The organism is Kitasatospora phosalacinea (genome assembly GCF_030268885.1).
GTDB classification, from domain to species: domain Bacteria; phylum Actinomycetota; class Actinomycetes; order Streptomycetales; family Streptomycetaceae; genus Kitasatospora; species Kitasatospora phosalacinea_C.
Genome location: NZ_BSSA01000001.1, coordinates 698763 through 722298, shown reverse-complemented (window position 1 = coordinate 722298; position 23536 = coordinate 698763). Strand labels below are relative to the sequence as shown.

Annotated in this window: 19 protein-coding genes and 4 tRNA genes; 9 read left to right on the top strand and 14 right to left on the bottom strand. The window is 75.7% G+C overall.

The genetic code is table 11. The features are described from left to right. The first annotated feature begins 108 nt into the window (after window positions 1-108). From QSK52_RS03170 to QSK52_RS03155, 4 genes are all read left to right on the top strand, one after another. Window positions 109-3741 (top strand): DUF4132 domain-containing protein, encoded by a 3633-nt coding sequence (locus QSK52_RS03170; protein ID WP_285733201.1) that lies wholly within the window; start codon window positions 109-111, stop codon window positions 3739-3741. A 98-nt stretch (window positions 3742-3839) separates the two neighbouring features. After that, window positions 3840-5381, top strand: a complete 1542-nt coding sequence (locus tag QSK52_RS03165; RefSeq protein ID WP_285733199.1) for a hypothetical protein — start codon at window positions 3840-3842, stop codon at window positions 5379-5381. A gap of 49 nt (window positions 5382-5430) precedes the next feature. Next, a complete protein-coding gene (locus QSK52_RS03160) occupies window positions 5431-5796 on the top strand; it encodes a hypothetical protein (RefSeq protein WP_285733197.1) in 366 nt (121 codons plus the stop codon). 116 nt (window positions 5797-5912) lie between these two features. Then, window positions 5913-7784 carry a flavin monoamine oxidase family protein gene (locus QSK52_RS03155; protein WP_285733195.1) on the top strand — a complete coding sequence of 624 codons (1872 nt, stop codon included), beginning with the start codon at window positions 5913-5915 and terminating at the stop codon, window positions 7782-7784. A gap of 53 nt (window positions 7785-7837) precedes the next feature. Here the strand turns inward: QSK52_RS03155 and QSK52_RS03150 are convergent, their stop codons facing one another. The 4 genes from QSK52_RS03150 to QSK52_RS03135 all read right to left on the bottom strand — a co-directional run bounded on the left by QSK52_RS03150 (window position 7838) and on the right by QSK52_RS03135 (window position 11792). After that, on the bottom strand, window positions 7838-8812 hold the full coding sequence (locus tag QSK52_RS03150; protein ID WP_285733193.1) for a hypothetical protein: 975 nt from the start codon (window positions 8810-8812) through the stop codon (window positions 7838-7840). A 56-nt stretch (window positions 8813-8868) separates the two neighbouring features. After that, complete coding sequence (locus QSK52_RS03145; protein ID WP_285733191.1) at window positions 8869-9387, bottom strand: SigE family RNA polymerase sigma factor; 519 nt, start codon at window positions 9385-9387, stop codon at window positions 8869-8871. A gap of 181 nt (window positions 9388-9568) precedes the next feature. Then, window positions 9569-10204, bottom strand: coding sequence for an SMI1/KNR4 family protein (locus tag QSK52_RS03140; protein ID WP_285733189.1), 636 nt, complete (start codon window positions 10202-10204; stop codon window positions 9569-9571). A 154-nt stretch (window positions 10205-10358) separates the two neighbouring features. Next, on the bottom strand, window positions 10359-11792 hold the full coding sequence (locus QSK52_RS03135) for an MFS transporter (protein WP_285733188.1): 1434 nt from the start codon (window positions 11790-11792) through the stop codon (window positions 10359-10361). Between the two features lie 148 nt (window positions 11793-11940). Between QSK52_RS03135 and QSK52_RS03130 the strand changes: the two genes are divergently transcribed. After that, window positions 11941-12780: a TetR/AcrR family transcriptional regulator gene (locus QSK52_RS03130; RefSeq protein WP_285733186.1), complete on the top strand. Its 840-nt coding sequence runs from the start codon at window positions 11941-11943 to the stop codon at window positions 12778-12780. Between the two features lie 125 nt (window positions 12781-12905). On the opposite strand, the gene QSK52_RS03125 is transcribed toward QSK52_RS03130, so the two are convergent. Together QSK52_RS03125 and QSK52_RS03120 are read right to left on the bottom strand one after the other, a co-directional pair. Continuing rightward, window positions 12906-14321, bottom strand: coding sequence for a glycoside hydrolase family 16 protein (locus QSK52_RS03125; protein WP_285733184.1), 1416 nt, complete (start codon window positions 14319-14321; stop codon window positions 12906-12908). Between the two features lie 129 nt (window positions 14322-14450). Then, window positions 14451-14984 carry a hypothetical protein gene (locus QSK52_RS03120; RefSeq protein ID WP_285733182.1) on the bottom strand — a complete coding sequence of 178 codons (534 nt, stop codon included), beginning with the start codon at window positions 14982-14984 and terminating at the stop codon, window positions 14451-14453. Between the two features lie 186 nt (window positions 14985-15170). Between QSK52_RS03120 and QSK52_RS03115 the strand changes: the two genes are divergently transcribed. After that, window positions 15171-15323 carry a hypothetical protein gene (locus QSK52_RS03115; RefSeq protein ID WP_285733179.1) on the top strand — a complete coding sequence of 51 codons (153 nt, stop codon included), beginning with the start codon at window positions 15171-15173 and terminating at the stop codon, window positions 15321-15323. Between the two features lie 13 nt (window positions 15324-15336). Here QSK52_RS03115 and QSK52_RS03110 read toward each other — a convergent pair whose 3' ends face one another. Then, window positions 15337-15933: a TetR/AcrR family transcriptional regulator gene (locus tag QSK52_RS03110; protein WP_285733177.1), complete on the bottom strand. Its 597-nt coding sequence runs from the start codon at window positions 15931-15933 to the stop codon at window positions 15337-15339. 161 nt (window positions 15934-16094) lie between these two features. Between QSK52_RS03110 and QSK52_RS03105 the strand changes: the two genes are divergently transcribed. Continuing rightward, window positions 16095-17237, top strand: coding sequence for an acyl-CoA dehydrogenase family protein (locus QSK52_RS03105; RefSeq protein ID WP_285733175.1), 1143 nt, complete (start codon window positions 16095-16097; stop codon window positions 17235-17237). A 32-nt stretch (window positions 17238-17269) separates the two neighbouring features. Continuing rightward, window positions 17270-18031: an SDR family NAD(P)-dependent oxidoreductase gene (locus tag QSK52_RS03100; protein WP_285733173.1), complete on the top strand. Its 762-nt coding sequence runs from the start codon at window positions 17270-17272 to the stop codon at window positions 18029-18031. Between the two features lie 9 nt (window positions 18032-18040). Here QSK52_RS03100 and QSK52_RS03095 read toward each other — a convergent pair whose 3' ends face one another. The 6 genes from QSK52_RS03095 to QSK52_RS03070 form a co-directional block, all read right to left on the bottom strand. Beyond that, window positions 18041-19231, bottom strand: coding sequence for a ribonuclease inhibitor (locus QSK52_RS03095; protein ID WP_285733170.1), 1191 nt, complete (start codon window positions 19229-19231; stop codon window positions 18041-18043). Between the two features lie 111 nt (window positions 19232-19342). Next, window positions 19343-19415, bottom strand: a tRNA-Gly gene (locus tag QSK52_RS03090). A gap of 12 nt (window positions 19416-19427) precedes the next feature. Continuing rightward, window positions 19428-19500, bottom strand: a tRNA-Trp gene (locus tag QSK52_RS03085). A 25-nt stretch (window positions 19501-19525) separates the two neighbouring features. Beyond that, on the bottom strand, window positions 19526-20941 hold the full coding sequence (locus tag QSK52_RS03080; protein WP_285733168.1) for an SDR family NAD(P)-dependent oxidoreductase: 1416 nt from the start codon (window positions 20939-20941) through the stop codon (window positions 19526-19528). Window positions 20942-20971: 30 nt separating this feature from the next. Continuing rightward, window positions 20972-21045, bottom strand: a tRNA-Ser gene (locus QSK52_RS03075). Between the two features lie 11 nt (window positions 21046-21056). After that, window positions 21057-21130 (bottom strand) — tRNA-Ala (locus QSK52_RS03070). A gap of 309 nt (window positions 21131-21439) precedes the next feature. Between QSK52_RS03070 and QSK52_RS03065 the strand changes: the two genes are divergently transcribed. Beyond that, window positions 21440-23221: an AMP-binding protein gene (locus QSK52_RS03065; RefSeq protein WP_285733166.1), complete on the top strand. Its 1782-nt coding sequence runs from the start codon at window positions 21440-21442 to the stop codon at window positions 23219-23221. 75 nt (window positions 23222-23296) lie between these two features. Here QSK52_RS03065 and QSK52_RS03060 read toward each other — a convergent pair whose 3' ends face one another. After that, window positions 23297-23488, bottom strand: coding sequence for a hypothetical protein (locus tag QSK52_RS03060; RefSeq protein ID WP_285733163.1), 192 nt, complete (start codon window positions 23486-23488; stop codon window positions 23297-23299). Window positions 23489-23536: the final 48 nt, after the last annotated feature.

Below are 23536 nucleotides of genomic sequence, written 5' to 3'. Positions count from 1 at the left end.
TCCCGACGGGCCGCCGGAGCCGACGGGGCCGCCGGAAGGGGTTGTCGGGGGCCGTGGCTAGGGTGCCGGGTGTCGATCATCGGATGGTCAGGGCGCGGAGGAGTGGCTGTGCGGCGCTGGGAGCTCGTCGGGGACGGTTCTGCGAAGTTCTGGGAGGCGGCCGTCGAGGGCCCGGTGGTGCGGGTGCGCTACGGGCGGATCGGCACCGAAGGGCGGGAGCAGTCGAAGGAGCTGGCGTCCGCCGACGCGGCGTCGGCGCACTTCGCCAGGCAGGTCGCGGAGAAGGAGCGCAAGGGGTACGCGGAGGTCGCGGCCGGGGAGGCCCGGCAGGTCCGGGCGGAGGTCGCGGCCGGGGCGGCCGGAGGGGTTGCGGAGGCGGAGGCCGCCGGGGTGCGCGAACTGCCGGACGAGGAGGCGTTCGTGCTGCCCGACGCCTGGCGGCGGCTGGTGCTGCCGCGGCGCGGGGGCCGGGTGCCGAAGGTGTCCCCGCCCGGGCCGGAGGCGCTGGAGCGGGAGCAGCGGCGGATCGCCGCCCGCGGGGACTGGGTGGAGCAGGTGCTGGACGCACCGGCCTCCGACCCGGAGCTGGTGCGGGCCGCCCGCGCCTACCTGGCGGGCGCGCCGGACCCGGTGGGCGCGGCGGCGGTGGCCGACATGCTGCCGACCCCGTGGCGGGCCGACGCCGCGGAGCAGTCGCTGTTCGCCGACGTCTGGACGGCCCGGCACGGGCTGTCCTTCGCGGTGCGCGCGGTGCTGGAGACGCACGCGGTGGAGACCCACTACCTGCAGTCCGGGCGCGACGTCTCGGACATCGCGCTGCGGCCGCGGACCGCCCACCAGTCCCACCACGCCCGGCAGCTCCTCCCGGTCGGGGAACGGCTGCGCACCCTGCTCGCCGCCGCGCCGGAGGCGGAGTACCGGGAGGTGCTCGCGGTCCTCACCGGGCACCGGGGCACGCCCCGGCAGCGGGCGCTGGCCTCCTTCCTGGCCCCGGGCGTGCCCGGCTGGATGGACGAGTGCCTCGCGGACATGCCCCACTACGCCGACGGCGACCAGGCCGAGCTGCAGCAGCAGCTGCTGTGCTCCCTGGACGACCCGGCGCAGGCGGAGGCGTTCGTCCGGAACCCCTGGGTGGCCTGGCGCGGCTGGACGGCGCAGATGATCGCGACCGTCGCCGACAGCGTCGGCGTGGCCGCCGCCCCGCTGGTGGGCGAGGGGTTCGGCCGGACGTACGGGACGGACGAGGAGCAGCGGATCGCCGGTGCGCTGGCCCGGTTCCCGTCCGACGGGGCCTTCCGGCTGCTGCTGACCAAGCTGGACAGCAAGCACGTCCGTCCGGCGCTGCAGGAGGCCGCGCAGCGGTACCCGGTGCGGGCGGTGCGGCTGCTGGCCGAGGCGGCGGCGCGGGGCGGGCGGGACGGGGTGACGGCCCGGTCCCTGCTCGACAGCCACGTCCGGCTGCACCGGGAGCTGCTGCCGCAGATCCTGCCGCGGTTGGACGGGGCGACGGCCGCGCTGGTCGCGGAGCTGGACGGTGCCCGCCCGCAGGCCGCCGAGGCCGCGCCGGAGGCGCTGCCGCCGCTGCTGGTCTCGCCGCCGTGGACGCGTCCGCGCACCCGGCGCAAGGCCCGGGTGCTGGAGGGCCTGCGGCCGGACGAGGGCGTGGAGCTGGTCTGGCGGCCCGGGGAGCAGGAGCGCTGGGGCCGGTCCGAGTTCCTCACCGGGTGGCAGTTCCCGGCGGACACCGACTGGGCCGCCCAGGCGAGGACCGTGCTGGGCGAGTCCCACAGCCTCTGGTACCCGTCCCGGCTGCTGGTGCAGGGCCCGGTGGAGGCGCTGGCCCCGGCCCTCGCCGCGTGGCGGCCCGCCGACCTGTGGGGCGGGTCGGAGTACCTGCCGCCGGTGGTCGCCAGGTACGGGGCGGCGGCGCTGCCGATGGTGCTGCACGCCGCCCGGGCCAAGCCCGCGGCGCTCTCCTCGCTGCTGCTGCCGTTCCGCGCGGTGGGGGCGGCCCGGCTGCTGGCGGACGGGCTGGTGCGGCTCAAGTCGGTGCACGCGACGGCCCGTTCGTGGTTCGCCCGGCACGGGGTGGCGGGCGCCCTGCTGCTCGTCCCGGACGCGGTCGGCCCGGCCGGGCGGGAGCGCGGCGCCGCCGAGCAGGCGCTGCGGCTGGTCGCCGCGGACGCCGGGGAGGGGGCGCTGCTCGCCGCGGTCGAGGACCGCTACGGCGCCGCGGCCGCGGAGGTGGTCGCGGAGGCGCTGGCCACGGACCCGATGGAGAACGCCCTCCCGGCCCGGGTGCCGGTGCTGCCGGCCTGGGCGCAGCCGGCCGTCCTGCCGCAGCTGCTGCTGCGCGCTCCCGGCGAGGAGCCGTCGGCGCTGCCCGCGGAGGCGGTGCGGCACGTGCTGACGATGCTGGCGATGTCCAAGCCCGGTGTCCCGTACCCGGGGCTGGCCGTGGTGGCGGAGACCTGCCGGGCCGAGGGGCTGGCCGAGTTCGGCTGGGCGCTGTTCGAGCAGTGGCAGCAGGTCGGGATGCCGTCGAAGGAGAGCTGGGTGCTGTCCGCGCTGGGGGTGCTGGGCGACGACACGACGGTGCGCCGGCTGACCCCGGTGGTGCGCGAGTGGCCGGGGCAGGGTGCGCACCAGCGGGCCGTCGAGGGCCTGGACGTGCTGGCCGCGATCGGCACCGACCTGGCGCTGCTGCACCTGCACGGCGTCGCGCAGCGGGTGAAGTTCAAGGCGCTGAAGGCCCGCGCCCAGGAGAAGATCGCCGAGGTCGCGGAGGGCCTGGGCCTGACCCCCGAGCAGCTCGCCGACCGCCTGGTGCCGGACCTGGGCCTGGGTCCGGACGGCACCACGGTGATCGACTACGGCAGCCGGACGTTCACCGTCGGCTTCGACGAGCAGCTGCGCCCGTACGTGCTGGACGCCGACGGCAAGCGGCGCAAGGACCTGCCCGCGCCGGGCGTCAAGGACGACCCGGAGCTGGCCCCGGCCGAGCGCAAGCGCTTCATGGCGCTGAAGAAGGACGTGCGCACCGTCGCGGGCGACCAGCTGCGCCGCCTGGAGGGTGCGATGGTCGCCCAACGCTCGTGGAGCGCCGAGGAGTTCACCTCGCTGTTCGTCGAGCACCCGCTGGTGTGGCACCTGGCGCGGCGACTGGTCTGGCTGGCCGACGACGCCGCCTTCCGGGTCGCCGAGGACCGCACCTTCACCGACGTCCACGACGAGGTCTTCGCCCTCCCCGCGGACGCGACCGTCCGGATCGCCCATCCGCTGCACCTGGGCGAGGAGCGGGTGGAGCAGTGGTCGGAGCTGTTCGCCGACTACGAGATCCTCCAGCCGTTCCCGCAACTCGGCCGCCCCGTGCGCCGGTTCACCCCCGAGGAGGCCGCCGCGAACCGGCTGCACCGCTTCGAGGGCTGCACCGTTCCGGTCGGCCGGCTGCTGGGCCTGACCAAGCGCGGCTGGGAGCGCGGCGAGCCGCAGGACGCCGGGGTGGAGCGCTGGTTCTCCAAGCGGCTCGGCGAGGGCTGCCACCTGGTCATCCAGTTGGACGAGGGCATCGCGGTCGGCCTGGTCGACATGTTCCCCGACCAGACCTTCGAGGCGGTCTGGCTGGACTCCGCACCCGGCGACCACTGGAGCAGCCGCGACTACCCGCTGCGCTACGGCGACCTGGACCCGGTCGCCGCCTCCGAGCTGCTCGCCGACCTGGAGGAGGTCACCGCGGGGTGACGGCCGGCCCGCGTCCCGCTCCCGCCGCCGCGGACCGGCTGCGGGAGCGAGACGCGGCCGTGGCCGGGACGTGACGCGGCGTCGGGAGACTCGTTCCCATGCGCAACGACGGGGGGCGGGTGCTGCGCTGGGCGGGGCACCCGGGAACACTGCTGGCCATCGCCGTGCTGGCGTTCAACGACCGGGTGGGCAAACGGGCGTGGCCGGGGGCGGTGACCGGCAAGGTCAGTGACGCGGCGTGGATGCTGGTCGTCCCGCCGCTGCTGGCCCTGCTGGTCTCGGCCGTGCCGCGGCTGCGCGGCGAACGGGCGGCCCGGCTCGGGGTGGCGCTGACGGCGCTGACCTTCGGGTGCGCCAAGTCCTCCGCCGCCGGGGCCGAACTGGCCTCCCACGGCTGGTCGTTGCTGACGGGCGTGCCGAGCCGCACGGTCGCCGACCGGACCGACCTGCTGGCGCTGCCCGTCCTCGCGGTGGCCTGGTGGCTGTGGCGCCGCAGCGCCCGGCCGCGGCCGCTGCGGCGGGCACTGGCGCTGGTCGCGGTGCCGCTGGCGGTCCTGGCGACGGCCGCGACCTCGGCGGCGACGGTGCCGGAGGCCGCCCTGTGGAGCGAGGACGGGAGGCCGGTGCTGTACGAGGCCCGTCGGTGGACCAGCGAGGACGGCGGCCTGACCTGGCGGCTCGACCCCGGCAGCGGGAAGGCCACCGCGCCGCCCGCCGCGGCCGAGGCCGCGACCGCGGCGGACGGGCTGTGCCTGCCCGAGGATCCGCACCTCTGCTTCCGGGCCCCGGGGTACGGGCTGCCGGTGGAGGTCAGCCGGGACGGGCGGGCCAGCTGGCAGGCGGAGTACCTCCCGCCGGAGGTGGCGCCGTTGGAGGGGACCGGCACGCCGGTGCCGTCCGCGGGTGCCGCGTGGTCCCCGGCGCCGTCCGCGGCCACCGCGTCGCCCCTGCCGCCGACGCCGTGCCAGCTGGTGCTGGCCGCCGTCCCCGGCGGCGGGCACACGGTGGTCGTCCGCTACCCGCACCACGGCCTGCAGGTGCGGACCGCGGACGGCCGCTGGACCGCCGTCCCGCTGCCGCCGCGGCCCGACCCGGCCGGGGGCGACGGGGTGCTGCGGATGATGGCGGCCGTGCCGCTGTCCTTCGTCGCGGGCACGGCGGCGGTCCTCACCGGCCTGGGGGCGCGCCGCCTGCGCGCGGGCGGCCCGTCCGTTCCGGCACCCCTGCTGTGGCGGCTGGCGCTCCGCACCGTCCTGCCGTTCTGCTGGCTGGCGGTCCTGCCGGTCCTGCACGGGGACCGGCTGCCGTGGCTGCTGTGGCTGGTGGGGGCGATGGCGCTCCCGTGGACGGCCCTGCTGTGGCGGCGCCCGCCGTTCGCCCACCCGGGCCACCGGAACACGGTGGCGCTGCTGGGGGCGGGGGCGCTGGTGGGGGCCGTGACCTTCCTGCACGTCGTCGCCGACTCCGGCGCCCGGCTGCCCTGGTCGACCTCCTGCCTGCGGGCGCTGGGCTACGCCCTGGCCGGCAGCGTGGTCACCACCCTGGTCGGCGGCCTGCCGCGCGCCCCGCGCTCCGGGTACCCGCCGTGGCAGCCGCCGTCCGCGCCCGGAGGGGCGCCGTCCCGCGGGGCCACCGGGTAACGTGCGCAGCGCGGTCCGCCACGGGGCGGCCGCAGGGGAGGTGACGCAGGTGGAGCAGCAGGACGGTGGCCCTGCCGGGGAGGTGACGCTACCCGCGTACGGGCTGGTGGCGCGGGCGGACGCCGGGATGTCCGGGTTCCTGCTGGAGATGACCGCCGTGCTGGAGTCGTTCGGGATCTCCCGGGCCGAGGCGGTGGCCCGGATGAACCGTTCGTGGGGGCGGTCCGAGTTCGAGCCGTACCCCGACCTGATGTGCCACGAGACGCCCGAGCACTGGGCGTACGGCATGTACTACGACGACGGCAGCTCCGCCACCGTGCCGTACTGGGACCCGGACGCCGACCGGAGCGCCTGGACCGTCGTTCCGCCGCCGCCCGACGGCGACCCCGCGTGGACGCTGCCCCGCGAGGAGTGAGCGGGTGGGGGGTGTGCGCCGGAGCGTGCTTCGAGCGCCCCCGGCCGGGTGACGGCGGGGCCGTTCGTGGGCGGAGGTGGCGTGTCGGGCGGGTCGGCGCTGCCAGGGTGTGGCGGGTGATCTCTCGACGCGGACTGTTCCTTGCCTCCGGCGGTGCGATGACCGCCGCCGCCCTGGCCGGCCCCGGGGCCGGCCTCTCCCGGGCCGCCGGTACGACCCCGCCGCCGCCCGACCCGGCCCGGCAGCAGGCGGCGCTGACCATGGCGCGCCGGATCCTGCTGACCGACGCCGACCACCGCGACCTGACGCTGGACTACCTGAAGCTGCTGACCGGGCGTCAGCGGCTGCGTCCCGCCGCGCCGCGCGAGGTGCTGGTGGTGGGCGCGGGCGTGGCGGGCATGGTGTGCGCGCGGCTGCTGCTGGCGGCCGGGCACCGGGTGCGGGTGCTGGAGGCGAACCGGAGCCGGGTCGGCGGCCGGGTGAAGACCTTCCGCGGCGGGGTGTGGCAGGACCCGCGGCTGCACGCCGAGGCGGGCGCGATGCGCATCCCCTCCAGCCACGTGCTGACCCTCGCGCTGGCGGACCACCTGGGGGTGCAGCGCCGCCCCTTCCACCTGGTGGACGTCCCGCCCTCCCCCGACCTGGTCTCCGGTGACGCCCGGGTGGTCTACCGGTCGTGGACGGGCGAGGAGTTCGCCACCGGCAGCGCACCCGCGTACACCGCGCCGAAGGGCCTGGGCGGGCGGCTGGTGCACGTCAACGGGCAGACCGTCAGCAAGGCGGCGTACGCGGCCGACCCGCGGCCCGTGAACAAGAGCTTCGGCTGGGACAGCGACCTGACCGCGGCCGCCGCCTTCGACCGCGCGCTGGACACTGCCCGGGCGTACACCATGGTGCGCGGCGGCGACGGCTCCTGGAGCGACAAGCCGATCGAGCAGCGGGTCACCGGCATGGCGCAGCTGCTGTACGACCTGGACGGCTACTCGCTGCTGCGCTACCTGCAGGAGGGCGAGGGCTGGAGCGACGCACAGGTGCAGGCGGTGGGCACGCTGGAGAACCTGACCAGCCGGCTGTCGTACGGCTTCCTGCACTCGGCGTTCGACGCGTCCGACATCAACCCGGCGGTGACGTACTTCGAGTTCAGCGCGGGCACCGACGCGCTGACCGAGGCGCTCGCGAAGGGCCTGCCGATCGAGCGCGGCCGGGTCGTCACGCACGTCCGGCTGGGCGACGGCGGGGTGACGGTGGTCGCCGAGCCGGAGAGCGGCCCCGAGGACGAGGCGTGCGCGGGCGCGATCGGCGGCGACCGGTACGAGTACCGGGCGGACGCGGTGGTGCTGGCGGTGCCGTACGCGGCGCTGCGGCACGTCGACTTCGACCCGATCCTGCCGTACGGCAAGCGCCGGGCGATCGCCGAGCTCAAGCACGACACCGCGCACAAGGTGCTGGTCGAGTTCACCGAGCGCTGGTGGGAGTGGGACGAGGACACCTGGCGGGCGAAGCTCGGCGCCGCCTACCGGCCCGCCCCGCACGGGAACGCGGTCGCGGCGGTCGGCGGCGGCTGCGTCTCGGACGAGGCCAGCCGGTTCGTCTACTTCCCCTCCCACCCGAGCGACGACGGCGCCCCCGGCGGCGTCGTGCTGGCCGCCTACAACTGGGCCGAGGACGCGCTGCGCTTCGACGCGCTCACCCCCGCCGACCGGCACACCGAGGCGCTCGACCACCTGGCGGGCCTGTTCGGCGAGCGGATCCGCCGCTACGCCACCGGCCGGCACGTCTCGCAGTCCTGGCTGCGCAACCGCTGGGCGCTCGGCGAGGCCGTCATCGAGACCCCCGGCCAACTGCTCAGCCTCGGCCCGCAGGTCGCCGCCCCGGTCGCGGACCGGCTGTTCTTCGCGGGCGACCACTGCCAGCCGCGCTACCACGCGTGGATCGCCGGGGCGGTCGCCTCCGGCGTGGAGGCGGCCGTCCAGTTGACCTCCGGCTGAGCTGCCCGGCGCCGCCCGGAACCAGCGGTCCCCGGTGCTGCCGGCGATCCGGCTCAGCCGGTGCCGGTGCCGCCGCCCTCGACCGGGACGTAGTACGTCCACACCGGGCTCTCGGTGACGGAGCGCCACAGGAGGAAGTCGATCGGGGGCTTCTCGCGGACGTACGAGGGCGGTTCGCCGTTGTCGTGGACGAAACCGGCGTACTCGGTGAAGTCCACGACGGTGCCGTTCGGGTACCAGACCGCGACGCGGTAGCTGTAGAGGCCGGTGACCCGGGCGTCGTTCGTCTCGACCAGTTCCCAGCTGCCGTTGGGGAGGTAGCCCCCCAGGCAGGCCGTGCTGTGGTTGCCCGCGGTGCCGCTGTCCTTGCCGCAGCGGAACGGGAGCTGCGCGGGGTTGCTGCCGTCGGCGGGGAGGGGCAGCTCGGTGCGGCCGAGCCGCAGTTCCACGGTGACCGGGTTGTCGCCGTCGGCGTACGCCAGGTACACCGCGGAGGCGCCGTCCCCGCGGTCGACGTTGACGGGGTAGGCCTGGCTGACTTGCCCGTTCTGCTTCGCCAGCAGCCACCTCAGGTCGCTGGACACGGACCCCTCGGTGAACTGCCGGGGGGAGGCGCCCGAGGAGGTCGTGTTCGGCCACGTCGTGCCGAGCACCGGGACGGGCTCGAGCGGGAACTTCGTGCTCTGGTGACGCCCGGCCGTCCCGGTGGCGGTGGGGCTGCTGCGCGGGGTCGGGTCCACGGAGGGGGTGGGCGTCGGGGTCGGCGAGAGCGGTGCGGCCGGGGCGGCGGGGCCGACCTCGGTGCCGGTGCGCGGGCCGGCCTCGATCAGCGGCAGTCCGGCGTTCGCGCCCGCGATGGCGACGGCGGCGACGGCGAGGGTCGTCCCGGCGATCCTCAGCTGCCGGACCAGCTTGCGGCGGCGGCCGCGCCGACCGCTCTCCGCGACGATCACCGCGACGGGCACGCACAGGTCCTTGACGCTCGTCTCCATCATGGCGGAGAGCTCCAGGTCGAGGTCCGGGTCCAAGGTTCCGATGCCTTCCGTACTGGCAGGTGGGTGTCGCGGGGGCGGGCGGGGTGCGGTCAGTCCTGGAGCAGCAGGGCCCGGTCGGGGCCGAGGATGGTGCGCAGGCGGGCCATCGAGCGGGAGTTGAGGCTCTTGACCGCGCTGACGGTGATGCCCATCGCCTCCGCGGTCTCCTCCAGGCTGTAGTCCTCCAGGTAGCGGAGCGCCACGGCGGCCCGGTTGCGGGGCGGGAGTTGGCGCAGCGCGGCGGTCAGGGTGATCCGCAGGGCGGCGGAGCTGCCCTCGTGCGCGCCGATCGACGGCTCCTCGGGGAACTCGTCGACCGCGAGTTCGCTGGAGCGGCGCAGCCGCCGGTGCGAGAGGTAGCAGCGCAGCAGCACCTTGCGGGCGTACGCGTCGATGCCCGCCTCGCCGTCGCCGCGCCGCAGCCGCCCCCAGACCGGGTAGAGCTTGGACAGCGCCGTCTGCACCAGGTCCTGGGCCTGGTGCCAGTCCCCGCACATCAGGTACGCCAGGTGGAACAGGCGGCGTGCTCTGCTGGCCGCGAACTCGTCGAAGCCGAGTTCCTCGGTCATGTGGTCCCCCGGGTGGAAAGGTGTGTCGTCGACGTCCTGGAGACACGCCGCGGGCGGGCGGGTCCGTCGCGCGTCGGAGGTAAAGACTCCGTAACGATGAGTGGGCGTCAGGTCGGCGGGGTGCCGGGGCCGTTGCCGCCCGGGGACGGGCCGGGGACTCGGGGGCGGGCCGGGGGGCGGTTCAGTCGACGGTGACCTGCAGCCGGATGCCGTCGGGCAGGTCGCGGGTGGCGTGGGCGAAGGGGCCGCGGACGCGCATCGCGGCGGCGGCCTCCTCGGGGACGAGGTTGTCGTGGGTCCACTCGCCGCCGAGGGCGAAGAACCGGCGCGGGAGCAGTCGCTGATCGACCGGGAGCGGGCCGTTGGCCCGCATGTAGGCGTGGGCGAAGGAGTGGGCGCCGTTGACGTCGGGGTCGGCGAGCAGCCAGGCCGCCCAGTCCTCCAGGCTGTCGCCGAGGTCGGTGGTCCGGGCGGTCTCCGGGTCGAAGCGCACCACCCGGGCGGCGTCGACGATGCCGAACTGGACGCCGAACAGGTCCTGGCCGAAGCAGAACACCTCGTCGGCGAGGCCCTGGTAGCTGGACTTCCAGGCGTCCGCGCCGTTCCACTCCAGCAGTTCGGGGCCGAGGCCCTCCGCGCCGACCCGGTAGACCTGGACGCCGCCGTTGAAGGCGAAGAAGCCGTTCATCCGGGCGAGCAGCGCGGCGAGTTCGGCGAGCGGGCCCCGTTCGACGCCGAAGTCGAGGTCGACGGCCGGGCCCATCGGGCCGCGGGCGAGGTCGAGCAGGCGGTCGAGGGCGCTGGTGGTGGTGCTCATGGTGCGGTCTCCGTGTCCGTTCCCCGTGGGCGCCGCCGTCCGGGCCCGGGCGACGGCGGTGGCAGCAGTGGTGCGCGGCCGGTCCGACCCTACCGGTGGCCGGTCAAGTCGGTTGGCGGACGGGGCCGTTCGGTCCCGGCGGGCAGCGGCCGGGTCAGGGCCGCCGGACGGGGCGGGTGAGGGTGAGCAGGGCGATCAGCACGGCCAGCGCGCCGAACGCGGCGGCGGCCGTCACGGCGGTGGCCAGGCCGTGCGCGAGTGCGGCCCGGTCGGGGTGCGCGCTGCCGTGCACGGCGCGGCCGTGGACGGTGGCCAGGACGGCGACGCCCAGCGAGAGCCCGACCTGCTGGACGGTCTGCAGCAGGCCGGAGGCGGCGCCGGTCTCGGCGGGCGCGAGGCCGGACAGGACGGTCGCGTTGAGCGGGACGAAGCCGAGGCCGAGGCCCGCGCCCAGCAGCAGCAGCGGTCCGAACAGGCCGCCCCAGTAGCCGCTGCCGGGGCCGGTCGTGGCCAGCCACAGGCCGGCGGCCGACAGCAGGGCGGCGCCGGTGACGGCCAGCGGCTTCGTCCCGTACCGGGGGATCAGCCCCGGCGCGCTGCGGGCGGCGGCGAACTGGGCGAGCGCCAGCGGCAGGAAGGCCGGTCCGGCGGCGAGCGGGGACAGGCCCAGCCCGTCCTGGACGTACAGCGACAGCAGGAAGTACGTGCCGCCCGTGGCGGCGAACAGCAGCAGGAAGACCGCGTACGCGCCGGAGCGGTCGCGCCGGGCCAGCAGCCGCAGCGGGACCAGCGGGTGGGCGGACCGGGCCTGGACGAGGACGAAGGCGGCGAGCAGGGCGGCGCCCAGCAGCAGGGCGGTGAGGGTGGCGGGTGCGCTCCAGCCCGCGGTGGAGGCGTGGATCAGGCCGTACACCAGGGCGGTGGTGCCCGCGGTGGAGGTCAGCGCGCCCGGCAGGTCGGGGCGGCCGGGGTGCCGTTCGGTCTCCGGGAGGTGACGGCGCGCCAGCAGCACGGCGGCCAGGCCGATCGGCACGTTGACGAAGAACACCAGCCGCCAGGAGAGCGCGGTGAGCAGGCCGCCGAGGACCAGGCCGAGCGTGATGCCCAGGCCGGCGACGGTGGAGAAGACGCCGAGGGCGCGGGTGCGGGCGGGGCCCTCGGCGAAGGTCACGGCGAGCAGCGAGAGTGCGGCGGGCGCGGCGAACGCGAAGCCGGCGCCCTGCAGGGCGCGGGCGGCGATCAGCACCCCCGCGTTCGGGGCCAGGCCGCCGAGCAGCGAGGCCGCGACCACCAGCAGCAGCCCCAGGCCCAGCACCCGGCGGCGGCCGAGCAGGTCGCCGGCCCGGCCGCCGAGCAGCAGCAGGCCGCCGAACGCCAGCGCGTAGGCGCTGAACACCCAGGCCAGGCCGTCCGGGGAGAAGCCCAGGCCGGACCGGATCCGGGGCAGGGCGATGTTCACGACGTTGCCGTCGACGGCGACCATCAGCTGGCAGGTGACGATCACCGCGAGGGCGAGCGCGTCGGCCCCCGGCGGGCCGGACGGCAAGGGTCGTTCGACTGCGTACGGTTGCTGGGCACGGGTCGGCACGGTGGACTCCCGGAGCGCAGGACGGGGGGAGCGCCGAGGGTGGGTCCCGGTCGACGCTTGTAGACTCCCCCAGGGTAGGGACGCCCGGAGAATTGGTCAACGAGCGTTGAAGTGCGGCCGCGACCACGGCCCACCGGCAGGAGGCGACGTGACAGCACCCGAGCAGGCCGGCCCCCGACGCACCCGCACCCGGCAGGCGATCCTGGCGGCGGCCCGCACGCTCTTCTCCGAGCTCGGCTACGAGCAGACCACGGTGCGCGCGGTGGCCCACCGGGCCGGGGTCGACCCGGCGCTGGTGATGAAGTACTTCGGCTCCAAGGAGGGCCTGTTCGACGCGGTCTCCGAGGTCGCGCTCCCCTTCGGCGGCGCGCTCTCCGGCCCGCCCGAGCGGTTCGGCGAGCGCCTGCTCGGGCACGTGCTGGCCGAGATCGACGGCCGCCCCGACCGCAGCATGCCGGTGCTGCGCTCGATGCTGACGCACCCGCAGGCCGCCGAGGCGGTCCGCTGCGCGGTCGCCGACCCCGGCAACAGCCCGGTCGCCGACGCCCTCACCGGCGCGGACGCCGAGCTCCGCGCGTCCCTGGTCGGCAGCGTCGTGCTGGGCCTGCTGGTCTCCCGCTACCTGCTGCGCGTCCCCGAAGTCGACGCGGCCCCCGCCGAGCGCCTGACCGCCCTGCTCGGCCCCTGCCTGCGCCCGCTGCTGGCCCCGGACGCCGACGCCCCGGACGCCGATGCCCCGGGCCCCCCGGCCGACGCCCCCGCCCCCGGTGCCGGCGCCCCCTCCGACGCCTCCGACCCGCTCCGGGCGCTGGCCGCCGCCGAGGCCGAGCGGACGGCCGCCGCCGAGCGGGTCGACCGGCTGGCCCGCGAGGCCCTCGCGGCGGGCGCCTCCTTCGCCGAGGTCGGCCAGCTCCTGGGCATCACCCGCCAGGCCGCCCGCAAGCGCTGGCCCCGCGAGGAGACCGTCCCCGCCCCGGCGACAACCTGAGTTGTCACTCTTGCCCGCCCCTCCCTTCGACAACCTGGGTTGTCGCAGGAACACCCGTGCGGGGTGGCCCGCGGAGGTCTCCTCCGCGGGCCACCCCGCCCGAACGCTCGGGTGCCGGTCGGCCGTCAGGCTTGCGGGCGCCACACCCGCAGGTAGTCCGCGGCCGCGGTGATCGCGTTGTCGTTCACCGGCGAGGGGTGCCAGTAGCCCGCGCAGATCGACAGGTTGAGGATCAGGTAGGCGCTCCAGTTCGGGCCGGTGCCGGTGTGGTCGGAGAACACCAGCTTGTGGTTGACGTACCAGTCGTTGTTGTAGGCCCCGTAGTGGACGCCGATGCTGACCCAGGCGCCGGGGTGGATGGCGTCGGCGTCGGTGTAGTACGTCCCGGCGCTGTTGATGCGGTTGGAGAGCTCCAGCAGGTTCGGGTTGTCCGGGTGGTACTCGAAGGAGTCGATCTCGTTGCCGCCGTCCTTCCACGTCCACAGCGCGGGCCAGGCGCCGTACCCGCTGGGCAGTTGCAGCCGGACCTCCGCGTAGTCACCGGGCCGGACCTGGAAGCCCTGCTGGGTGTACTCGGTGGTGAGCAGGCCGGTGTCCCAGGACTGCTTGCCGTTCTCCAGCCGGTTGGCCCCGGGGGTGGCGGTGAAGGTGTTGGCGCCGTTCGCGGTGCTCAGCGCGCGGGGCTGCAGCCAGTCGAGCTTGTCGTCGTCCGGGTTGTGGTTGCCGTACTTGTACGCGCTGGTCCGGTCGTCCTCCCAGGTGGTGCCCAGCGCGGGCGGGTTGGTGAAGTTCTCGTCGAACACCAGCTTCCCGGCGGGGATCGGCGGCTCCGGCGGGGTGACGGACTTGCTGACGGTCAGGGTCCTGCTCGGCAGGTTGTGGTACTCGCTGCCGATCCGGTACCAGCCGAACTCGGTGTAGGTGCCCTCGGCGAAGCTCCGGGAGCCGGTGGTCAGCACGTAGCCCTGCGGGCAGAGCTGCACGTCGGAGGCGGTGCCGGGGAAGTCCAGCACCTGCTGGTTCGCGTCCCGGACGCCGATGCCGACCTCGTCGACGTGCAGGCAGGCGGTGGAGCTCACCGCGAGCGTGCCGGTGACCTGGGTGTCGGCGACCGCCTTGGTCGGGACGAGGGCGAGCTGGCGGACGGTGGGCGCGGCGACGGTCAGGGTCTGGCTGGGCAGGTTGTAGTACGTCGAGCCGATCCGGTAGAAGCCGAACTCGGTGTACGTCCCGGCGGGGAAGCTGCGGGTCGCGGTGGTCAGGGTATGGCCGCCGGGGCAGATCCTGGTGCGCCCGGCCGAGCCGGGGAAGTCCAGGTTCTGCTGGTTGGCATCCCGGACGCCGACGCCGAGTTCGTCGACGGTGATGCAGGTGGTGAGCGAGCCGACCGAGAGCGTCGCCGCGACCGGGGTGTCCGGCAGGGCGCTGGTCGGGGTGAGGCTGCGCTGCTGGATCCGCGGCGCGGCGGAGGCCGGGGCGGCGGGCAGCAGCGGGACGACGAGCAGCAGCGACAGCAGCGCTACGCGGCGGGGCAGGGACACGGAGCTCCGATCGGCCGTCGAGACGGGGAGGACGGGGGCGGGGACGAGGGGGACGCCGGGGGCGTCGGGGGCGTCGGCCGGGTGGCGCAACTGCCGTTGTGCGCAGGTGGGTCGGCGGTCACCGGTCGGCTACTCGACGTCGATGGTGAACGCCCGGCTCGGGACGGTCCGGGTGGGCCGGTCCGGGTCCTGCACCGAGACCGCGCCGCCGGAGAGCCGCTCCCCGGCGCGGACGTCGTCCGCGATCCGCAGCGGGAGGAGCACCGTCGCGGTCCGGCGCAGCGACAGGCCCTTGCGGAAGTCGCAGGTCAACTCCCGTCGCGCGTCGTCGTACTGGCAGCTGTCCGGGAAGACCTTGCCCTCCACCGTGACGCGCTTGGGCAGCTTGACCGTGGCGTGGAAGTGGTCGCTGACCTCGTTCGGACCGAGGTTGGCCACCAGGGCCCGCACCACGGTCAGGCCGCGCACCCCGGTGCGGTCCACCGACACGTTGACCACCTGAAGGCCGTCCTCGCCGTTCGGGGCCCGCTGCTCGTCCGCGCTCACCGCCGCGCGCCCGCCGAGCGGCACCGTCCCGGAGGCCACCGCCGCCGTTCCGGTCCCGGCCACGCACAACGCTGCCGCGATGCCGATGCGCCACCAACCGCGCCGACCGTTGCTCACCGTCCAGCCACCTCCCGTCGTCGTCAACTCCCGGCAGGATCGACCGCCCTCGCGGGTGAGGACGCGCCGACGCACCGCGGCCCGGGGACGAGAACCCGCGCGGCGGACATAGGTCGGACTATCCGAAAGGACGATTCCCGGACGGCTCTTGGACGGTCCCCGGAGCCGCGCGGCACACTGGACGGCATGGAACCCACCGAGCCCGAGGGCGGCGAGCCCGCCTGCTTCCTGAACCTGGTGTGCGAGGAGTGCGGCAAGGTCCGCGAGAACGGCCGCTGCCCGCAGTGCGCGCCCGTCGCGGAGCCGGCGGCCGACCCGGCCCCCGCGCAGGAGGGCTGACCGCCGCTGCGGCTCAGCGCAGCAGACCGTGCAGGAGCAGCTCCGCCAGGTGCCCGTACGCCTCGGCGTCGGCCAGGCCGGTGGCCTCGGCGACCTGGCGCTGCTGGATGCGCACCATGACGGAGCTGATCACGTCGGCCGCGAAGGCCACGTGGGTCTCGCGGAAGGCGCCCGCCGCGACGCCGTCCTCGATCAGCTGCTGGACCTGGCGGGCGGCGGCCCGGGTGTTGCGGCCGTAGACCTCGGCGGCGGGTTCGAAGGCGGCCAGGTCGTCGAAGAACCGGGCCGAGCCGGGGGCGAGTTCGGCGGAGACGGCGCGCAGGTAGGCGGCCAGCCGGGCGGCCGGGTCGGTCTCGGCGGCGAGGGCGGCGCCGACCCGGGCGGTGGCCTCGCGGAAGAAGTGCACCACGGCCGCGCGCACCAGCTGCTCCTTGGAGCCGGCCAGCCCGTACAGCGTCCGCTTGGAGCAGTGCAACCGGGCGGCCAGGTCGTCCAGGGTGAACCGGGCGAACCCTTCGGCCACGAACAGCGCCACCAGCTCCTCGAAGAGTGCGCTGCGGCGGGCGGCGCCCCGTCCGGTGGGTTGGAGAGCGGCTGCGTGGTCGATCACCCCGCCAGTATGACAGTCGGCCCCGCCCGGCCCGCCTCCCGCTCCGCGTCGCGGACGCCCCGCTCCCCCACCGCCCGTCCCCGGGGGCTGCCCGGCCGCCTCCTCTGCGCTACGCTGACCGGTACTGACGTACCGCTTTGCGTACCGCTTGGAGCCGCACCATGGCCGTGGATCGCTTGCTGCCCACCGAGGAAGCCGCGGACCTGATCGCGTTGACCCGTGATCTCGCCGACCGGGAGCTCGCGACCAAGGTCGCCTCCCACGAGAAGGAGGAGCGCTACCCGGAAGGGCTGTTCGCGCTGCTCGGGCAGGCCGGGCTGCTGGGGCTGCCCTACCCGGAGGAGTTCGGCGGCGGCGGCCAGCCGTACGAGGTGTACCTACAGGTCCTGGAGGAGCTGGCGGCGCGCTGGGCGGCCGTCGCGGTGGCCACCAGCGTGCACACGCTGGCCTGCCACCCGCTGACCGCGTACGGCACGCCCGAGCAGCGGGAGCGCTGGCTGCCCCGGATGCTGGCGGGCGAGCTGGTGGGCGGCTACAGCCTCTCCGAGCCGAACGCGGGCTCGGACGCGGCGGCCCTGACCTGCCGGGCCGAACCGGTGGAGCAGGGGTACCGGATCACCGGCACCAAGTCCTGGATCACCCACGGCGGCAAGGCCGACTTCTACGCGCTGTTCGCCCGCACCGCGCCCGGCCCGCACGGCGTGTCCTGCTTCCTGGCGCCCGGGCGGGTCGACGGCCTGACCTTCGGCCCGCCGGAGGAGAAGATGGGCCTGAACGCGGTGCCCACCACCGCCGCCTACTGGGACGGCGCGCTGCTGGAGCGCGACCGGCTGATCGGCGCCGAGGGCCAGGGCCTGCCGATCGCGTTCTCCGCCCTCGACTCGGGCCGGCTCGGCATCGCGGCCTGCGCCACCGGCCTGGCCCAGGCCGCCCTGGACCACGCCGTCGCGTACGCCAACGAGCGCACCACCTTCGGCCGCCGGATCGTCGACCACCAGGGCCTGGGCTTCCTGCTCGCCGACATGGCCGCCGCCGTCGACTCGGCCCGCGCCACCTACCTGGACGCGGCCCGCCGCCGCGACCTGGGCCGCCCGTTCAGCCGACAGGCCAGCGTGGCGAAGCTGGTCGCCACCGACGCCGCGATGAAGGTCACCACGGACGCGGTGCAGGTGCTCGGCGGCTACGGCTACACCCGGGACTTCCCGGTGGAGCGGTACATGCGCGAGGCCAAGATCATGCAGATCTTCGAGGGCACCAACCAGATCCAACGACTGGTGATCAGCCGCCAGTTCGCCACCCGCTGACCCGACCTCCTGTTCCGGAAGGACGTTCCACCATGCAGCTCTCCGGCACCGCCGCCCTGGTCACCGGCGCCGCCTCCGGCCTGGGCGCGGCCACCGCCGCCCACCTGGCCTCGCTCGGCGCCGCCGTGTACGGCCTCGACCTGCCCAAGGCCGTGGAGTCCGCGCCCGCGCAGCCCGACGGCGTCACCCTGCTCGGGGCGGACGTCACCGAGGAGCAGCCGGTCCGCGCCGCGCTGGAGCGGATCGCCGCCGACGGCCGCCCGCTGCGGCTGGCGGTCAGCTGCGCGGGCATCGCCCCGTCCGCGCGGGTGGTGGGGCGGCGCGGCGCGCACGACCTGGACCTGTTCCGCAGCGTGCTGAACGTCAACCTGGTCGGCACCTTCAACGTGCTGCGGCTGGCCGCGGAGGCGATGTCCGGGCAGGAGCCGGACGCCGCCGGGCAGCGCGGGCTGGTGGTCAACACCGCCTCCATCGCGGCCTTCGAGGGCCAGGTCGGGCAGATCGCGTACGCCGCGTCCAAGGCGGGCGTGGCGGGCATGACCATCACCGCGGCCCGCGACCTGGCCCAGTACGGCGTCCGGGTGGTCACCATCGCCCCCGGCATCGTCGACACCCCGATGATGGCGGGCTTCTCCGAGGAGGTCCGCTCCGGCCTGGCCGCGACCGTCACCTTCCCGCAGCGCCTGGCCCGCCCCGAGGAGTACGCCCGGCTGGTCGCGATGGTCGCCGAGCACGACTACCTGAACGGCGAGACCATCCGGATGGACGGCGCGCTGCGGATGGCCGCCCGCTGAACCGCCGGACTACCGCTGCGCGGCGGTGCGGTGGACGCTCTGCACCGCCGCCACGTCCGGGGCGGTGGCGGGCGGCGGGACGGCGGCGCTGAGCGCGCTCAGGCGGTGGCGGACGGTGGCGGCGACGCCCTTGCCGAGCAGGTAGCGGGTGGGGGTGGCGGCGGACCCGGCGTGGTCGAGCAGGCGGTGCGCCTCGCGGCTGCGGACGCCGGTGTGGGTGAGCACCAGGTGGTCGAGGCGGTGCGGGGCGGCGGCCAGGGCGGCGCCGATCCGGTCGGCGGCGGCCAGGTCGATCCGGTTGTCGGCGGCGCCCAGCACGTGGGCGGCCGGGACGCGTCCGAGGTCGAGCAGTTCCACCCCGGCCGCGGCCGCCGCGGCCGTCAACTCGGCCGCGGTCTCCGGCCCGAGGCCGGAGCTGGCCAGCGAGAGGCGGCGCAGCCGACCGTACGGGGCGGTGCGCAGCGCGGCGGCGAGAGCACGCCCGCCGGGGTCGCCGAGGGCGGCGGCGGAGGCGTACAGCTCGTCGGTGGCTCCGGCGGCGATCAGGCGGGCGAGCGGTTCGGCCCCGGCGGGGCCGAGCGGGTTGCCGCCGAGGTAGAGGCGCTCGAAGTGGCGGCCGCCGGCCAGCAGGGCGTCGACGAGTGCGGTCAGACCGGCCGGGTCGAGGCCGGTCTGCACCAGGTCGAGGGTGCGCAACCGCTCGGCGGCGGCGACGAGTTCGGCGGCGGCCCGACCGGCCCGGACGCCGAGCGGGTTGCGCTTGAGCCAGAGCGCCCGGACGGTCTGCGGCGAGGCGCGCAGCCGGTCGGCGATCCGGCAGGCACCGGCGGCGGTGATGCCGTTGCAGCCCAGGTAGAGGGTGCGGACCGGGGTTTCGGCAGCGCGGGCGGCGAACGCGTCCGCACCGTCGTCGCCGAGGCCGTCGGTGCCGAGCAGCAGGTGCCGGACGGGGGCCTCGCCGTCGCTGTCCGGTGCCGCTCCGGCGAGTGCGTCGGCAAGTGCGTCGGCGACCAACCGGGCTCCCTGCGGGCCGAGTTGCTGCTTGCACAGGTCGAGCCGGCCGTCGGGGAGGGCGGTGCCGGCCGGGAAGTCGATCCGCCGGTCGGTGCCGGTGCCGGTGCGCAACCAGGCCAGCAGCGGGGCGAGTTCGGCGGCCGGGCGGGGCACCACCGACGGGACCCCGGCGAACTCCTGGACCATTCCCGCTCCTTGCGGCTCGTCGCGGACCGTCGAAGCCCTTCGCGGTTCCCCGGCGGACTCCGTCGGGCTTCGGCGGGCTTCGGCGGGTTCCGTCAGGCTTCCCCCCGGGGGCGGGACCGACCGGATTCGAACCGGCGTCCTCCGGCTAGGCAGGCCGACGCATCTGCCGCTGTGCTACGGCCCCACCCCGGGGCGACGGGACCGGCCGGATTCGAACCGGCGTCCTCCGATTCTGGAGACCGGTGCGCCTGCCTCTGCGCTACGGCCCCGTCGCGGCGATGCTAGAGCCTGCGATCACCACTCCGCCACTTGATAGTCCTTCAGGAAGACGCCCACGAAGGGCTCCCCGGCCTCGCCGCGGACCACCGGATCGTAGACCCGGGCGGCGCCGTCCACGACGTCCAGCGGGGTGCGGAAGCCGTGCTCGGCCAGCCGGGACTTCTTCGGTGCCGGGTTCTCGTCGGTGATCCAGCCGGTGTCGACGGCGCACATGTAGACGCCGCGGGTGGCGAGTTCGGCGGCGCTGGTGCGGGTGAGCATGTTGAGCGCGGCCTTGGCCATGTTGGTGTGCGGGTGGCGGGGCGTCTTGTTGCGGACGGCGAAGCGGCCCTCCACCGCGGTGACGTTGACGATGTAGCGGCGCGGGTGCGGGGAGGCCTCCAGCAGCGGCAGCAGCCGGTCGCAGAGCAGCGCGGGGGCGAGCGCGTTGACCAGCTGGGTCTCCAGCACCTCGGCCGGGTCGAGGCCGCCGAGCGTCGCCGACCAGGAGTTGCGGGGTGCGGTGTCGGGCAGCAGCCCGGCCTCGTCCACCACCGCGGTGTCGACCCCGGCCGGTGTCGACGCGCCCGCCTCGGTGGCGAGTTCGGCGGCGGGCCAGGCGGCGGTGAGCGCGGGCATCGGGCGGAACCCGGGCGCGTGCCCGACCTGGGCCGGGATGCTGCCGTGCTCCCCGGCGGCCAGCCGGGCGTACGACTCGGGCGGGCGGCGCAGGGTCTGCGCGGCGTTGTTCACCAGGATGTCCAACGGCCTTCCGTCGGTGCGCAGTTGCTCGCACAGGCCGAGGACCTGGCGCGGGTCGCGCAGGTCGATGCCGACGATCCGCAGCCGGTGCAGCCAGCCCGCGCTGCCCTCGGCGGCGCGGAAGCGGCGCAGGGTGTCGTGCGGGAAGCGGCTGGTGACGATCAGCTCGGCGCCGTCGCGGAGCATCATCAGGGCCAGCTGGAAGCCGATCTTGACGCGTCCGCCGGTGAGCAGCACCCGGCGTCCGGCCAGGTCGGTGCTGAGCGCGCGGCGGGCGGTGTTGTCCCGTGCGCAGTCGGGGCACAGCCGGTGGTAGAAGGCGTCGAGCCGCCGGTAGGGCTGCTTGCAGACGTAGCAGCGCTGCGGGCGGCTGAGTTCGCCGATCGGGGCGGATCCGGCGGCGGCGGGCAGCGGGGCGTCCTCGCGGCGGCCGGTGCCGCCGGTGGCGGTGGCGCCGACCAGGGCGGCGTCGGCCCGGGCGGACTCGGTGCGGCGGCTTCGGCGGCGGTCGTGCCGGCGGTCGCGGACGAAGGACTCGGCGCCGCGCTCGGCGCGCCGCCGTACCGGGTGGTCGGCGGGCAGCAGCCACAGGCGGCCCAACGTCCGCTCGAAGGCGGCGAGTTCGGACTCGTCCGGCACCTCCGGCGTCTCCGGCGGGCTCGGCGGCGGGCTCGACGGGGGCGTGCTCATCGGGGGTCCTCCGGGGCGGCGGTGCGGGAGCGGGCCCGGCCGGATTCGAACCGGCGTGCTCCGCACGAGCAGTGCGGCGCGTCTGCCTCTGCGCTACGGGGCCCGTCATCGGGCCTCCCGGGGGCCGGATTCGAACCGGCGTGCTCCGCCATGCCATGGCGGCGCGTCTGCCTCTGCGCCACGCCCGGGAGGTGCGGTGATCCTAACTGCGCGCCGGGGGCGGCCGGAAACGCTTTTCCGGGCGCCGGGGCCGGGCGCCGGGGCCGGGCGCCGGGGCCGGGCGCGGGTGCGGGCGGGCGCCGGCCGGTGCCGGGCTCCGCGGGCTCGACGGCCCGGGGCGGAAGACCGGGGCGGGAGGCCGGGGCGGAAGAACCGGGCCCCTGCGGTGACGTGCGGTGTCGCCATTGACCGATGATCACAGGAGCTGGCAGCGTGCCGGTATACCCGCGGCCGGGCAACGAGGCGGCGGCCGGGGTGCGGACGCAGGGATGGACACAGATGGCACCGGACACGGCCGATCGACGGGACTCCGCCGCGCACCGCGGCTTCCGCGCTGCGCGGGACCACCTGCTGGAGGCGCGCGGCGACCTCGACGCCGCCCGCGCCTTCCCGCGTCCCGCGGGCGAGCACTTCAACTGGGCGCTGGACTGGTTCGACGTCGAGGCCGCGGGCAACCCGGCGACCGCCCTGCGGGTGGTCGACCTGGACGCGGACGGCACGCTGCTGCGGGAGACCGCGCTGTCCTTCGACGAGCTGCGGGAGCGCTCGGACCGCACGGCGGGCTGGCTGCGCGAGCGGGGCGTCGCCCGCGGGGACCGGGTCCTGCTGCTGCTGGGCAACCAGGTGGCGCTGTGGGAGGTGATGCTCGCGGCGATCAAGCTGGGCGCGGTGGTCATCCCGGCGAGCACCCTGCTGACGGCGGACGACCTGGCCGACCGGCTGTCCCGGGGCCGGGTGCGGCACGTGGTCGCCGAATCCTCGCTCACCGCCAACTTCGCCGGGCAGGAGGGCGACTGGAGCGGGATCGCGGTCGGCGAGCCCGTCCCCGGCTGGGCGGACTACGCGGAGGCGGCCGACTTCACCGGCGGCTTCACCCCGGACGGGCCGACCCGGGCCGAGGACCCGCTGCTGCTGTACTTCACCTCCGGCACCACCAGCCGGCCCAAGCTGGTGCAGCACACCCACCGCTCCTACCCGGTCGGCCACCTGTCGACGATGTACTGGATCGGCCTGCGGCCGGGCGACGTGCACCTCAACGTGTCCTCCCCGGGCTGGGCCAAGCACGCCTGGAGCAACTTCTTCGCCCCGTGGAACGCCGGCGCGGAGATCCTGGTCGTCAACCAGCCGCGCTTCTCCGCCCGGCCGCTGCTGGACGCGCTGGTCCGCCACCGGGTGACCTCGTTCTGCGCACCGCCCACCGTGTGGCGGATGCTGCTGCTGGAGGACCTGGGCCAGTGGCGGCCCTCGCTGCGCGAACTCGTCGGCGCGGGCGAGCCGCTCAACCCCGAGGTGGTCGAGCAGATCGAACGGGCCTGGGGCGTCGCCCTGCGCGACGGCTACGGCCAGACCGAGACCACCGCGCAGATCGGCAACACCCCCGGCCTGCCGGTCAAGCCCGGCTCGATGGGCCGCCCGCTGCCCGGCTACGACGTCGTCCTGGTCGACCCCGTCACCGGCGAGGAGGTCACCGGCGAGGGCGTCGACGGCGAGCTCTGCCTGCCCCTGGAGTCCGCGCCGCTCGGGCTGATGGCCGGCTACCAGGACGACCCGGAGCGGCACGCCGAATCCACGGCCGGCGGCCGCTACCACACCGGGGACGTCGCGCAGCGCGACGCCGACGGCTACTACACCTTCGTGGGCCGCGCCGACGACGTGTTCAAGAGCAGCGACTACCGGCTGTCCCCGTTCGAGCTGGAGAGCGTCCTGATCGAGCACCCCGCGGTGGCCGAGGCCGCGGTCGTCCCCTCCCCCGACCCGCTGCGGCTCTCCGTGCCCAAGGCGTACGTCGTCCTCGTCCCCGGCCACCGGCCCGACGCCGCGACCGCCGAGTCCATCCTGGCCTTCGCCCGCCGGCGGCTGGCCCCGTACAAGCGCATCCGCCGCCTGGAGTTCGCCGAGCTGCCCAAGACCATCTCCGGCAAGATCCGCCGCATCGAGCTGCGCGGCCGCGAGCAGGAGCGGTACCGGAGCGCGGAGCACCCCGCCGGCGCCCCCGAGGCGCCGCCGCGCGGCGGGCACGAGTTCCGGGAGGAGGACTTCCCCGGCCTCAAGGACGCCTGACCCGCCCTCCCCGGTCGGGCCGGACGGCGGCGGGCCGGTGGGCCCGCCGCCGTCCGACGGGTGGGTGACGGGGCGTCAGCAGCACTGCCCGGTGTTCTTCCAGCCCTGGCAGAAGGAGCTGTCCCAGCACTGGTTGGTGTAGAGCTGGCCGCGCGAGCAGAACGGGACGTAGACGCACTTGGTGTCGGTCCACCAGGTGGCCTGGGCGGTCAGCTTCGGGGCCACCCGGGCGACCATCCGGTCGGCGAGGCGCTGCAGCTTGGTCATCGCGGTCTCCTTCCGTCGCGGCCGCCTGGTGCGGCCGTTCCGCTGCGG